We start from the raw sequence: 13528 nt of genomic DNA on the forward strand, positions 1-13528 counted from the left end.
GGATACCCTCTGCTTCATGGAGACCGCAGTTAAGGAGGCCGCTGTGGCCGTCCCGGAGAAGACCGGCAAATCGATCCTCATGCGCCTGGGCGTCGGCCTGTTCGCGCTCGGCATGCTCGCTGTCACAGCGGTGTTCGTCCTGTTCGCCGCCGGGCTGGAGAACCTTCCGGTGTGGCTGTCCGCCGCGGCGGGCGTGATCACCCCGTTAGGCCTGGCACTCGGCCTGATCGCCCTGGTTCGCGAAGCTCGCCGAAAGAGCTGAACCACGCGGGGAATTCGGCCAGCGAGTCGAACACCACCTCGGCGCCTTCCGCCAGCAGTTCGGCCCTGGTGCACGGGCCCGTCGTGACTCCGACGGGCACCGCGTCCGCGGCCAGCGCGCCGCGGATGTCGCCGAGGTGGTCTCCGACGTAGGCACGGGCGCCGTGCTCGGTGAGCGCGGTGGCCTTCTCCGTCGACCACAGCAGGCCGACCAGGACGTCCACCTCGAAACCGAGGGCGTCCAGGTGAAGCCGCGCGTTGGGCCCGTACTTGCCGGTGACGACGAGGGTGCGCCCGCCCGCCTCGCGGACCGCCTGCAGCGACTCGGCCGCGCCGGGCAGCGCGACCGTCACCGGCACGACGACCTCCGGATACATCTCACGGAAGCGCGCGACGAGTTCCGGGATGCGCTCCTCCGGCGCCCCGAAGCCGCGCAGGCTGGCGTCGAGGGGCGGGCCGAGGTTGGCCGCGAAGTACTCGCCGTCCAGCGGCAGCCCCGACTCCCGGCCGAGCGCGTTCATCACCGCGACCATGCCCGGCCGCGGATCGATCAGTGTCATGTCGAGGTCGAACCCCACGGTGATGCCCACGCCCGCCACGGTAGCCGTCGCCACCGGCTGATTTACATCAGACAGGCAATCGTCAACGCCATTGACATGGACGTGTTCTGTGTCAAGCTGGAAGTGTGGGCGAGATCACGAGCTTCTCCGACCGGACCAAGGCATCCCTGCGAGAGTCGCTGCTCGACGCCGCCACCGAACTGCTCCCGGAGCGGGGCTACGCGGCACTGCGCATGGCGGACGTCGCCACGCTGGCCGGGGTGAGCAGGCAGACCGTCTACAACGAGTTCGGCAACAAGGCCGCGCTCGCCCAGGCCGTGGTGCTGCGGACGACGTCGGAGTTCCTGGAGGGCATCCGGCTGCGCTTCGAGCACTCCGACGATCTTCTCGACGGGATCCGCCAGGCCGTCGTCTACACGATCGAACACGCCAGGGAAAACCGTCTGGTCGCCGCCGCACTCGGTACGACGACACCGGGAACCGATGCCGGCGAGGACCTCCTTCCGTTGCTCACCACCAAGGGCGAGCCGATCCTGACCGCCGCCACCGAACTGGCGGCCGAGCAGTACCGCGAATTCGAACCGGCGCTCTCGGCTCGCTCGGCCGCGCTGCTGGCCGAGACCGTGGTGCGGCTTTCCCTGTCCCACCTCGTCATGCCGTCGCATACGGCCGGCGAGGCGGCGGCCTCCGTGGTCGCCGTGCTGGCGCCGGCCGTCCGGGCGCTGACCACCGAATCGTCCACAATGGAGTGACACGAAGGGGACCTCATGACCGACACGCTCTCTGAGCTGCGGACCGGTTTTTCCTCACTGCGCAAGGGCGGGCTGAACTGGGACTCGTTCCCGTTGCGGCTGTTCGTCAAGGGCAACAAGAAGTTCTGGAACCCCGCCGACATCGACTTCTCCCGAGAGCGCGAGGGCTGGGAGACGCTCAACGAGGAGCAGAAGCGGTCGGCGACGTACCTGGTGGCGCAGTTCATCGCGGGGGAAGAAGCGGTCACCGAAGACATCCAGCCGTTCATGCGGGCGATGTCCGCGACCGGCCGGTTCGGCGACGAGATGTACCTGACGCAGTTCTGCTTCGAAGAGGCCAAGCACACCGAAGTGTTCCGCCGCTGGATGGACGCCGTCGGACTGACCGACGACCTGCACCCCTTCGTCGCCGAAAATCCCCACTACCGCAAGCTTTTCTACGAAGAACTGCCGCAGTCGCTGCGGGCGCTGGAGGACGATCCCAGTCCGCTCAACCAGATCCGGGCGAGTGTCACCTACAACCACGTCATCGAAGGCAGTCTCGCGCTGACCGGGTACTACTCCTGGCAGCTGATCTGCACGCAGCACGACATCCTGCCCGGGATGCAGGAACTGGTGCGCCGCATCGGCGACGACGAGCGCCGTCACATGGCCTGGGGCACCTTCACCTGCCGTCGCCACGTCGCCGCGGACGACTCGCTGTGGGACGCCGTGCAGCAGCGGATGGGCGAGCTGCTTCCCCACGCGCTCAACATGATCCAGTGGGTACAGGACCAGTTCGAGGAGATCCCCTTCGACAACGATCCGGAGGAGATCATCCAGTACGCGGCCGACCGGGCTCAGCGCCGCCTGGGCGCGATCGAATCCGCGCGCGGAATGCCGGTCGAGCAGATCGACCTCGACTACTCGCCGGAGAAACTCGAAGAGACCTTCGGTGAGGAAGACGCGAAGGCGATCGCCGCGGCGGCCGCCGCTTCTGCCGCCTAGCGGTCCGTGAAGGACTCCTTGAGGGACTCTGAGTCCCTCAAGGAGTCCTTCACGGAACTTTCTCCTACCGGGCGGGCCAGTACACGGCGTGACTGCGGCCGAGTTCGTTGTAGGACATGCCGGCGATGGTCCCGTTGGCCGCTATGTGGGTGGCGGTGCTGTAGGTGCCGCCCGGCAACGCGCCGAGGCTCGTGCGGACGCCCTTGGCGTCCCACTTGGCCGCGAACTCGTACTCCTGGCCGACAACGGTCCCGGCACGGTCGACGTCGTTGCCCATTCCACGCTCGGTCGACAGCGTCGTCCGGGCACCCGCCCGGTTCCACCGCGTCGGGCTTGTCGTGCCGAAGACCAGATAGCCGCCGCCGGCGACCACACCGGCGTTGTTGACCGCTCTCGCCCAGCCCGGGTTGTTCTCCGGCCACTCGAGCGACGTCGTCCGCCCGTCCCGCTCCCAGCGCACGGGCTTCGAATTTCCCTTGGAATCGACACTTCCGACGATCACGCCGTTGTCGTTCATGTCGTAACCGGTGCTCTGCTCGGCACCCGGCGAAAGATCGGTGATCGCACCGGTGGAATTCCAGCGGACGACGTGGTTGCGCCCGGCGGAGTCGGTCGCCGTCCCGCCGACGGTCCGGCCGTCCCGCGTGACCCACTGCGCGCTTCCGTAACCACCGCCCGGAAGGCCACTGAGTTCGACGACAGTGCCGTCCGGGTTCCAGCGCAGGGCATGCGTCTTTCCGTCCGAACCGCTCCCGGCGCCGACGATCACGCCGGTGTCGGTGATCGCGTTCGCGTTCGCGTAGTCCCCGCCCGGCAAGGAAGGCAGCTCCGTGACGGCGCCGTCGGACGCCCACTTGACCGCCTTCTGGTTCCAGGTCGCGTCCTTGTGCGCCCAACCGACCGCGACGCCGTGGCCGTTGACGCCCTTCGCCTCGCTTTGCTCTCCCCCGAGGCCAGGCAACGCGGAGATGACGCCTCGCGCGTCCCACTTCGTCGCGTGGTGCTTGATCTGCGGCTCGAGCGGGGTCGAAGAACCGACCATGACGCCGGAGTCGTTGATCGCGTTGACGGTGCTGAACTGATCGCCCGGCAACGTGCCGAGGTCGACCGGGGCGGTCGCGGGATCCGCGGCCGCCACACCGGGCAGCATCAGCGGCAGCGCCGCGAACGAGCCGGCCAGTGCAAGAAGTCTCGTACTCCGTTTGATCGACATAGCTCCCCTTCGCGGCACGTTCGACCGCCCCCGCCTCCACGAGAGCTGGAAAACCTCCTGCCGCGAAGGGAACACGCACGGGAGATGTGACAGGTTGCCTTGAAACGTCAACCTCGGCCCGTGCTCAAGCGTGCTCGGCCGAAGCGGCGTCTTCCAGCCCGAGAATGCTGATCGACCGCGCACGCATCTCGACCTTGCGCACCTTGCCGGTCACCGTCATCGGGAACTCCTCGACCACGTGGACGTAGCGCGGGATCTTGTAGCGCGCGAGTTTCCCGGCGCAGAACTCCCGCACCGCGTCGGCGGTCAGCGGCGTGGCGCCCTCGCGCATCCGCACCCACGCCATCAGTTCCTCGCCGTACTTGTCGTCCGGGACGCCGATGACCTGGGCGTCGAGGATGTCCGGGTGGGTATAGAGGAATTCCTCGATCTCGCGCGGATACAGGTTCTCCCCGCCGCGGATGACCATGTCCTTGATGCGGCCGGTGATGTTGACGTAGCCCTCGGCGTCCATGATCGCGAGGTCTCCGGTGTGCATCCACCGCGCCGCGTCGATCGCCTCGGCCGTCTTGTCCGGCTGCTCCCAGTAACCGAGCATCACCGAGTACCCACGCGTGCAGAATTCGCCGGGCTCACCGCGCGGCATGGTCAGCCCGGTTTCCGGGTCGACGACCTTGACCTCGAGGTGCGGCCCGACCCGCCCGACGGTGGAAACCCGCCGCTCCACCGAATCGTCCGCGCGGGTCTGGGTGGACACCGGCGACGTCTCGGTCATGCCGTAGCAGATCGACACCTCCGTCATGCCCATCCGGTCGATGACCTGCTTCATCACCTCGACCGGGCAGGGCGAGCCGGCCATGATCCCGGTCCGCAGCGAGGAAAGGTCGAAAGTGCCGAAGTCCGGGTCGGCGAGTTCGGCGATGAACATCGTCGGAACCCCGTACAGGGACGTGCATTTCTCGGCCGCGACGGCTTCGAGGGTCGCCTTCGGCTCGAACGCCGGCGCCGGGATCACCATGCACGACCCGTGGGTGGTCGCCGCGAGATTTCCCATCACCATGCCGAAGCAGTGGTAGAAGGGCACCGGGATGCACACCTTGTCGGCCTCGGTGTAGTTGCAGAGTTCGCCGACGAAGTAGCCGTTGTTCAGGATGTTGTGGTGGCTGAGGGTGGCGCCCTTGGGGAACCCGGTGGTGCCGGAGGTGTACTGGATGTTGATCGGGTCGTCCGCGGAAAGCTCGCGTGCGCGCCGCGCCAGCAACGCGCGATCGGCGCCGCGGCCGCTCTCCAGCAACGACGTCCACGCCTCGCCTTCGAGCAGCACGACGTGTTCCAGCGCCGGGCATTTCGGCCCGGCTTCGGCGATCATGCCGGCGTAGTCCGAGGTCTTGAACGACTCCGCGGCCACGACGAGCTTGATCCCGGCCTGGTTCAGCACGTACTCGAGTTCGTGCGAGCGGTACGCCGGGTTGATGTTCACCAGGATCGCGCCGATCTTCGCGGTCGCGTACTGGGTGAACGTCCACTCCGCCCGGTTCGGCGACCAGATGCCGACCCGGTCACCCTTCTGGATGCCGAGGCTCAGCAGGCCCAGCGCGAGCGCGTCGACCTCGGCGGCCAGTTCGGTGTAGGTCCAGCGTTTCCCGGCCGCGCGGTCGACGAGCGCGTCGCGATCGCCGAAGGCGGCCACGGTGCGATCGAAGTTGTCGCCGATGGTGTCCCCCAGCAGCGGGACGTCCGAGATTCCCGATGCGTAGCCAGGCACTGCGGGGGCGTCAGGCATGGAGACTCCTGCGTTCGGCGGCGTGGACGCGTCGAGTCTAAGAAGCGCCGATGCCCCCGGCCACCCGCAAGTGGAGACCCCGAGGCGTTCCGGTCAAACACGGTCGATGAACACGCAGCTCGTCGAGATCAGCACCTGCAGTGCCCGGACGAGACCGGCGAGCAGGGCGTCGGGATCGTCGACCAGCCTCGCCCTCTCGTCCTGCTCTTCGTCATTGGACTCCGCGGCTTCCTGCGCGATCGCGGTGATCGCGTCCCACAGGGTCGGTGCGCGGTGGCTGAACAACCACAGGTGGTAGACGTCGTAGCCGACGGAAACCCTGGCCGCGTTGGGCAGGCCGATCGCGAACTCGGCCGGGTTCCGCGCCGAGTTGCCGAGGCCGAGCGCGAGCGGAACCACGCGGTGGTTACGCGCGAACTCCCTGGTGGACTCGGCGGTCAGGCCGATCTCGACGAGCAGACCGTCGTCGAGCAGCTGGCCGGACACGATGGCCGGCTCGAGCACCCCTGCTTGCTTTGACGCATACTCGGCGACCGCTCTCGTCGTGGGTATCCGGCTGACCAGGTTCGGATCACCGTGGCTCGTCGCCCAGACGGCGTACTCCCCGGCCGAGAGGCTGAACACACCGTCGCGGAATCGGATTTCGAACGACTCCGGTGCCGCCGCACCGGGCGCGGTGTACATCGGTCCGGCGAAATGGCCGACAGGTATCACCAGCCGGACGTCCGGATCGTCGTACCTCGCCTTGGGTCCCTGGTACGCGAGCACGGGATCGAGCTGGTCCGGGGTGTCATCGGGAATGATGATCTGCGCCGCGACGAGCTCGTCGATCTCCTTCTTGTAGGCGAGGCCGTATTTCTTGGCCTCCTTGAACGCCTCCTCGGCTTGCGCGTCCCTGCCCAGCTCGCGCAGCAGCTCACCCTGGAACTTCATCGTCTGCTGCAGGCCGCCGTAGTCCTCGATGTCGAAATACGCGTCGCTGGCATAGCGGCTGTGCGCCAGAGCCTCCTCGTACAGGCCACCCTTTTTCGCCATTTCCGCGGCGAATTCGCGCATTTTCAGCATGGTCGGCTGCTCGCCGGCCTTGCCCGCGGCCACCACCTGCCGGTAGTGGTCGATCGCCCGGCCGGCGACCTCCAGCGCGAGCTGGGTTTCTTCGGCTTTGTCGTGGGCGTATGCCTGCCATTGAGTGAACTGGGCGAGGGTGAGCCGCTGTGTCGTCGCGAGGTTCTTGGACTGCTCCAGCAGCAAGGTGCAGCGGCGCTCCCACAGCTTGGCCGCCAACGACGCCAGCTTGGTGTTGTCCTCCGGGATGTCGAGTACCGCGTTGCGCAGCGCCTCGTCGTTGGCCGACCCGGAAGTGGCCTCGATGGCATCGATCAGTGACGTGGGATCGGTGAGCGTCAGAGCGACGGAGATCGCGGCGGGGAAGAACACCCCGGCATACCTCTCCAGCAGCGCCCGCACGCAGGCTCGGACGCGATGGCGCAGGTCCTCGTCGTCGGTCGCGCTCTCGGCGCGGCCGAGCACGGTGAGGACACGTTCCGCCTGGACCTGGTCCACGCCGGTCGCGAAGATCCGGCACAACAGGTCGGCGAGATCCGCTTGATCGTCCTTCAGCACCTCGAGGACCAAGGTTTCGCCCAGCCTGTCCGGACGAAGCGGATCCCAGAGCCGCGGCACGTCTCCGCCGGGTGTGGGCGGGTAGACCTTCGCCAGGGCCGCCGCGGCCCTGGCGGACAGTCCGGCGCCGAAGCCTTGGCCGGCGAAGGCCGCCTGTATCGCGTCATCGGCCTGGCGGGAGTCGGTCGCGACGTAGACGGCGGGCATCAGCAGCAACCGACTGCTGAAGTCGCCCTTCTCCAGGATTTCGGCATCCGCCTGCACGTCGTTCTGGTCCGCGTGGCGAATCCACGACTCCCACCACCGCCGCTCGTGCCCGAGTACACCCTTCAAGGTGTGCTGCAGGTCGATCGGCCCGTCGGGCGGCTCGCCTTCGTGGTCTCGGCAGTGCAGGACGACGGCGAGCACGCCCGCGAGTAACTCCAGCGCGTGCACCTGACGCAAGGCCGCGTCGACGAGCGCGGGCGGTGCCTGCTCGGGGGCCGACGGTGCGAGCTCGGTCCGGAAGTCCTGGTAGGCCTGCCGCACGATGGTGGCCGGGTCGATCTTCCTGCCCAGGGGCGCCAGCAGCAGCTGCTCGGCGTTGACGAGATCCCCGCCCGCGGTGCACAGCCGGGTCCACCAGCGGCCGTCGGTCCGGGCGAGCAGCAGGATCCGCAAGCCACTGCGGTCGCGCACCTTAGCCAGCATGTCCGGCAGGTCGTAGGCCCATTCCTCGGCGTCCTCAAGGCAGAGCAGCACCCTGCGCCCGTCCAACGACTTCGCCAGCGTGCCGAGGTCGGCGTCGGCGGGATTGGCCAGCCGGAGGGCCGTCCAGCCCGGTTTCCCGCGCACCTTGTCGATCAGCTCGACCGCCAACCGGGTCTTCCCCGCTCCTCCGGGGCCGTAGATCAGCCGTACACACTGTGAGCTGCCCGGCCGGCACCACTCCTCGAGTTTCTCCAGTTCGCGCTCGGGCCGGTGCAGGAAGCCGACGACCCGGCGGCGAGGTTCCAGGTAGTAGAACGGCGTCCGTTCGCTTTCGAACTCGACGACCGGCGGATTGTCCTTAGTGGACAGTTCGAGGAGATGACCGAGCCCGGGGTCGACGGTGTCCCGCCAAGCCACGCAGTCACGCCGGTTCGCCTCGACGAGGTTCGGCACCTGTCGGGTCAGCACTTCCGCGGTGACGATCCGGTCCCCGGTCAGCACGATGCCGGTCACCTGACGGCTGTGCCGGTCGACCACCGGACTGCCGCTCATCCCCGAGGGCACGGACTCCGCCAGCAGCACGCAGTCGCTGTCCGCGGAGGGGGTGAGGACGAGACTGCACAGGTCGGGCCTGGTTTCCGGGGTGTCCGCCGTGAAGCCGTATGCCGTCAGCGCGGCGCCGTCCCGCAGCCGCTTGGGCGGATCGGCCAGCCAGACCGACGGGTGGTCCACCGGCACGGCGAGTTCGACGACCGCGATGTCCAGGCCGTCCTGGTGGACGCGAGTGGTCACTTTTCCGGACAGTTCCAGGACACCCCAGGAAACGGTGACCTCGTGGACGTCCCGCAAGGCGGCCGCACAGGTGATGACGGTGGACCGGGAGACGAAGAAGCCGGTGGCGAACCGGCCGGGAGCACGGACCTGGACGAGACACTTCGAGATCAGGGCGTTGAGCGCCTGGGAGATCACTTCTGGCCTTTCGCGGCGGACGGAACCTGCCTGCTGTCGGTGTGCTGGACGTCGATGCCGAGTTCCTTGCGGACCTCGGCGAGAAAAGCGTCTTTGGCGCGTTGTGCGGTGTCCGCGCCGGTACGCCGTGCTTCGCCGCCCGGCGAGATGCTCATCCGGGCACCGGCGGTGGCGCGCACCAGTTCGCCGGTCACCGCTCTGATCCGGGGTGAGCCGGTGATGTCGATCAACGCCTGGCATTCGCTGATCTTGACGCGATGCGCGGCCGGCTCCGGGGCGGTCGGTTCTTCGCCGCGTGACGCCGCGTCCGCGTGGTCGCGCAGCGCCGCCAAGTAGGCGTCGGTCGCTTGCAGCAGCTGGGCGTACCCGGAATTGCGGAGGTGGCTCCAATGCAGGGTCATTTCATGGACGCGCTGGTCGGACAGCCGCTGTCGCTCCCGTTGCCACCGGAGATCCTCGCGTTCCGCTTCGCGGCGCCAGCTCCGGTTCTCCCGCCGCGTGCTGATCAACTGGGCGGTGACGACACCGACCAGGCCGAGCACGCCGACGACGAGGGGCACCCACACCGGTACCTGTCCTGATGACAACGATGTTCGCCTTTCGCCCAGATGGGTATGAACCGCGCGGCAAAGGTTCTGTTTAGCGAGAACGGCCCCGCGCGGCCAGCGGTTGTGGAGAATTGTGGACAGACGTGGACACCCGGCGACCCGCGAGGAAGGTCGATGCGGACTGAGCCTGATCCGGCCGCGGCACGGACACAGCCCGATCTCATCGCGGCACTCGACTGGTTCGTCCATCGGTGGCAGCTCAGCACCGCCCCGGAGACCGGCCGGATCCGCGGAACGCTCACCCAGAGCAGGCTCGCCAGGATGATGCAGGTCAGTCCCCAGTCGCTGTCGGCCTATCGCCGGGGTACCAGGAAACTCACTCTCGCGGCCTTCCACCAGGCGCTCCAGTCGCTCGACGTCCCGGCGGCCACGATCGAGACGTGGTCGCGGGCCTGGCGATCGGTCGCGGAACGGGACTACCTGCCCCAGGTCGTGCCCCGGCAGTTACCGCTCGCGGTGTCCGGGTTCACCGGACGCGAACACGACCTCGAAGCGCTCGCGCTCACCCTCGGCGAGCGCTCCTCCGCCGTCGTGATCTCGGCGATCGCGGGCACCGCCGGAGTCGGCAAGACGACCCTCGCCGTGCGTTGGGCCCACCAGGTCCGCGACCGGTTTCCCGACGGGGATCTCTACGTCGACATGCGCGGCTTCGACCCCGTCGAGAAACCCCTGAGCGCCGCCAACGTGCTCGGCGAGTTCCTGCGCGATCTCGGCGTTCGCGACCAGGACATCCGGCCGCGGCTGGACGGACGCGTCCGCCAGTACCGGACCGCGCTCGCCGGTAAACGCGTGCTCATACTCCTGGACAACGCGGCGACGGCGGACCAGGTGGAGCCGTTGCTGCCGGGAACACCGGGCTGCCTGGTCATCGTGACCAGCCGCAACGAAATGCCCGGCCTGATCGCGCGAACCGGCGCCCGCCGGCTCGCCTTGGACCTGCTCGCCCCGGACGAGGCGAGCGACCTCCTGCGAACGATCATTTCGGACACCCGGGCCGATGAGGAACCCGCGGCGCTGGCCCGGATGGCCCGCATGTGCTGTTACCTCCCGCTGGCACTGCGCGTCGCCGGCGCCCACGCGGCGAGGTCGAAGTCCACGCTCACGGACCTGGTGCGCCAGCTCGGTGAGCAGCAGCTGGACTTCTTCGACGCCGGAGACCTCGTGAACGTCCGCGCCGTCCTGTCGTGGTCCTATCGCGCGCTGTCCGAGGCGAACGCCCGGCTTTTCCGTTTGCTGGGTCTCCATACGGGCCCGGGTATCAGCACGGACGCGGCGGCCGCTCTCGCCGCGGTAACCGTGCAGGAGGCGAACGCGGCGTTGACAGCACTCGCCGCGGCCCACCTCGTCGAGGAACATCGCCACTCGAACACCCACTCGCCTGCTCACTGGCGCATGCACGATCTCCTGCGGGCGTATGCCGCCGAGCAATGCACTCCGGCCGAACGTGCGGCAGCCTTCCCGCGCCTGTTCGACTGGTACCTGGACCACGCACAGGACGCGGACACCCTCGTCATCGGAAACGGTGAGCCGTCCGGGTTGTTCGCCGACCGGGCCGCGGCGATCGACTGGCTGGAGACCGAGCGGCCGAACCTCATGGCGACCGTGCACCGCGCCCACGTCGAAGGCTTCTCCGAAAGGTTCCGGCAACTCGCCGGCTCCGTGATCGCGTTCCTCGATCTGCGAAGGTACTGGTCGGAATGGGCGGACATAGCCGAAGCCGCGCTCGCCGATGCCCACGACCGGGGCGACGTCCGGCTGAAAGCGTGGCTGCACAACCAACTCGGCTACATCTACTCCGACCAACGCGACAACCAACGGGCGATCGAGGCGTTCGAACAGGCACTGGCCGCCGACTCTTTTCACGGCGACCCGGACATCCAGGTGACCGCGCTGACCGGACTGTGCATCGTCCACCGGTTCACCGGGCAATGCACGGAAGCGATCGAGTTCGGCCACCAAGGACTCGCGATCGCCCGCCGGACCGGGCTGCAGGCCAAGGAAAGCAGGCTGCTGCAGAACATGGGCGCCGCCTACGGCAGGCTGCACCGGCACGACGAGCAGCTTTCCGTTCTACAGCAGGCCTTGGCGATCCGGTGCGACCTCGGCCACCGCGACGGTGAGGCGGACAGCCGGACCCAGCTCGCCGCCGTCCACGCCGTGTTCGGTCAGCATGACGCCGCCATTGGCGAAGCGACTCAAGCCGCGGCCTTGTGGGCGCAGTCCGGTCATGAGGTCGGCGAGGCGCGGGCTCTCATCGAGCTCGCTCGTAGTCTTCTTGCCCTGGAACGGTTTTCCGAAGCTCTCCAGGCGGTCAGGCGCGCTGTCGGCCTGGCGCACGACCGAGGCCACGACCACACCGAAGCCGAAGGGGTCACGCTGCTCGGCGAGATCCTGCACAAGACGGGCGACCACAGATCCGCTGTCGACCATCTTGAAATCGCGGTCACCCTGTACGCCAAAGCCGAGGACAAGCCCTCACTCGCGCATGCGCTGTACCTTCTCGGTGTCGCGCACGTGCAGCTCGGCGAGCATGCCGATGCTCGCCGCAGCTGGCGGAAGTCCCTCGATCTCTACAACGCCATCGACAGTCCGGTGGCCGACGTCGTCTCCGCGTTGCTGAAATCGGGTTTCTGAGGTACCCGCGACACCTCGGGGGAAACCCGGAGGCCGGGTTCGTCCGCGCCCGTTATCGTCGAGGACATGCGCCTCTACATCGTCGACGCCTTCACCTCTGAAGCCTTCGCCGGCAACTCCGCCGGGGTGGTGCTCCTGGACTCGCCCGGCGACGCGGCCTGGATGCAGTCCGTCGCGGCCGAGTTGAAGCACGCCGAGACGGCCTTCGTGGAGGTCAGAGGCGAAGGCCCGAAGTCGCTTCGCTGGTTCACCCCGGAGACCGAGGTCGACCTGTGCGGGCACGCGACGCTGGCGACCACGCACGTCCTGGGCGGCGAGCAGACGTTCACCACCCGCAGTGGTGAACTGCGCTGCCGCGCCGAGGACGGCTGGGTGACGATGGACTTCCCGTCGGACCCGCCGAAGGAGTCCGACGACGACCTCTCGTCGATCCTGCCGGGCATCCGGTTCGAGTACGTCGGCCGCAGCAAGCAGAACCTGTTCGCGGTGGCGGACAAGGCTTCCGACGTCCGCGTCCGCACCCCGGACCTGGCCGCGCTGCGGGCGCACTGGACCGGACGGCTGATGGTCACCGCACCGGGCGACGTCGACGGGGTCGACTTCGTCACCCGGTTCTTCGCCCCCGGCGTCGGTATCGACGAAGACCCGGTCACCGGTTCCGCGCACTGCGCCCTCGCCCCGTATTGGGCGGCACGGCTCGGCCGGGACGACCTCGTCGGCGAGCAGGCTTCGGCGCGCGGTGGGATCGTGCGGATGAATCTCGAAGGTGACCGCGTCCTGCTCTCCGGGCAGGCGGTCACCGTGGCCAGTGGGGAGTTGCACGTCTGATGCGCCTGATCCTGAATGTCATCTGGCTGGTCCTGTGCGGTCTGTGGATGGCTCTCGGCTACATCGTCGCCGGCATCATCTGCTGCATCCTGATCGTCACCATTCCGTTCGGGCTGGCGTCGTTCCGGATCGCGGCCTACGCGCTGTGGCCGTTCGGCCGCACGGTGGTCGAACGGCACGACGCCGGGGCGGGGTCGACGATCGGCAACGTCATCTGGTTCATCTTCGCCGGGCTCTGGCTCGCGATCGGGCACGTGCTGACCGGGGCCGCGCTGTGCATCACGATCATCGGGATCCCGTTGGGCGTGGCGAACTTCAAGATGATCCCGGTGTCGCTGATGCCGCTGGGCAAGGAGATCGTCGAACTCCCCTGAGGCCGGCGCGCGGGCGGCGGTTTCGCGTGACTGGATGGACGACACGCGTGTCCAGACGGACGGCGAGCGTGTCCAGACGGACGACACGGGGCGGAGTCCGGCCGCGGGCGTGTCGTCCGTCCAGTCACGCGTGTCGTCCGTCCAGTCACGTTCGGGGAGGCTGCGGGATCGCATGAGTCGGGTTCTCCTGAGTGATTCGGGTCGTTAGAACGGATGCTCATTTGTGTATCCACCCCCTGAGCCATT

Annotated in this window: 11 protein-coding genes; 6 read left to right on the plus strand and 5 right to left on the minus strand. The window is 68.0% G+C overall.

The features are described from left to right. Positions 1-16 precede the first annotated feature (16 nt). Positions 17-262, plus strand: a complete 246-nt coding sequence (locus ACLJRL_RS08930) for a hypothetical protein (RefSeq protein ID WP_410655600.1) — start codon at positions 17-19, stop codon at positions 260-262. On the opposite strand, the gene ACLJRL_RS08935 is transcribed toward ACLJRL_RS08930, so the two are convergent. Further along, positions 198-851, minus strand: a complete 654-nt coding sequence (locus ACLJRL_RS08935) for an HAD family hydrolase (protein WP_410655601.1) — start codon at positions 849-851, stop codon at positions 198-200. The genes ACLJRL_RS08930 and ACLJRL_RS08935 overlap by 65 nt on opposite strands. A 95-nt stretch (positions 852-946) precedes the next feature. Between ACLJRL_RS08935 and ACLJRL_RS08940 the strand changes: the two genes are divergently transcribed. After that, positions 947-1573: a TetR family transcriptional regulator gene (locus ACLJRL_RS08940; protein WP_410655602.1), complete on the plus strand. Its 627-nt coding sequence runs from the start codon at positions 947-949 to the stop codon at positions 1571-1573. A 15-nt stretch (positions 1574-1588) separates the two neighbouring features. Further along, entirely contained in the window at positions 1589-2560 is a 972-nt protein-coding gene (locus ACLJRL_RS08945) for a R2-like ligand-binding oxidase (RefSeq protein WP_410655603.1), read from the plus strand. 64 nt (positions 2561-2624) lie between these two features. On the opposite strand, the gene ACLJRL_RS08950 is transcribed toward ACLJRL_RS08945, so the two are convergent. From ACLJRL_RS08950 to ACLJRL_RS08965, 4 genes are all read right to left on the minus strand, one after another. Next, positions 2625-3773 carry a hypothetical protein gene (locus tag ACLJRL_RS08950; RefSeq protein ID WP_410655604.1) on the minus strand — a complete coding sequence of 383 codons (1149 nt, stop codon included), beginning with the start codon at positions 3771-3773 and terminating at the stop codon, positions 2625-2627. A 124-nt stretch (positions 3774-3897) separates the two neighbouring features. Continuing rightward, a complete protein-coding gene (locus tag ACLJRL_RS08955) occupies positions 3898-5556 on the minus strand; it encodes an AMP-binding protein (protein WP_410655605.1) in 1659 nt (552 codons plus the stop codon). A 93-nt stretch (positions 5557-5649) separates the two neighbouring features. Beyond that, complete coding sequence (locus tag ACLJRL_RS08960; RefSeq protein WP_410655606.1) at positions 5650-8838, minus strand: trypsin-like peptidase domain-containing protein; 3189 nt, start codon at positions 8836-8838, stop codon at positions 5650-5652. Then, the gene (locus tag ACLJRL_RS08965) at positions 8835-9404 is read right to left on the minus strand and encodes a hypothetical protein (RefSeq protein WP_410655607.1); all 570 of its coding nucleotides are present in this window, start codon (positions 9402-9404) and stop codon (positions 8835-8837) included. The genes ACLJRL_RS08960 and ACLJRL_RS08965 overlap by 4 nt, the downstream gene beginning before the upstream one ends. Before the next feature lie 156 nt (positions 9405-9560). Between ACLJRL_RS08965 and ACLJRL_RS08970 the strand changes: the two genes are divergently transcribed. The 3 genes from ACLJRL_RS08970 to ACLJRL_RS08980 all read left to right on the plus strand — a co-directional run bounded on the left by ACLJRL_RS08970 (position 9561) and on the right by ACLJRL_RS08980 (position 13282). After that, the gene (locus ACLJRL_RS08970) at positions 9561-12080 is read left to right on the plus strand and encodes an ATP-binding protein (RefSeq protein WP_410655608.1); all 2520 of its coding nucleotides are present in this window, start codon (positions 9561-9563) and stop codon (positions 12078-12080) included. 66 nt (positions 12081-12146) lie between these two features. Continuing rightward, positions 12147-12908, plus strand: a complete 762-nt coding sequence (locus tag ACLJRL_RS08975; protein ID WP_410655609.1) for a PhzF family phenazine biosynthesis protein — start codon at positions 12147-12149, stop codon at positions 12906-12908. Continuing rightward, on the plus strand, positions 12908-13282 hold the full coding sequence (locus ACLJRL_RS08980) for a YccF domain-containing protein (RefSeq protein ID WP_410655610.1): 375 nt from the start codon (positions 12908-12910) through the stop codon (positions 13280-13282). The genes ACLJRL_RS08975 and ACLJRL_RS08980 overlap by 1 nt, the downstream gene beginning before the upstream one ends. The last annotated feature ends 246 nt before the right edge of the window (positions 13283-13528 follow it).

Source organism: Amycolatopsis sp. lyj-112 (assembly GCF_046549055.1).
Classification (GTDB): Bacteria; Actinomycetota; Actinomycetes; order Mycobacteriales; family Pseudonocardiaceae; genus Amycolatopsis.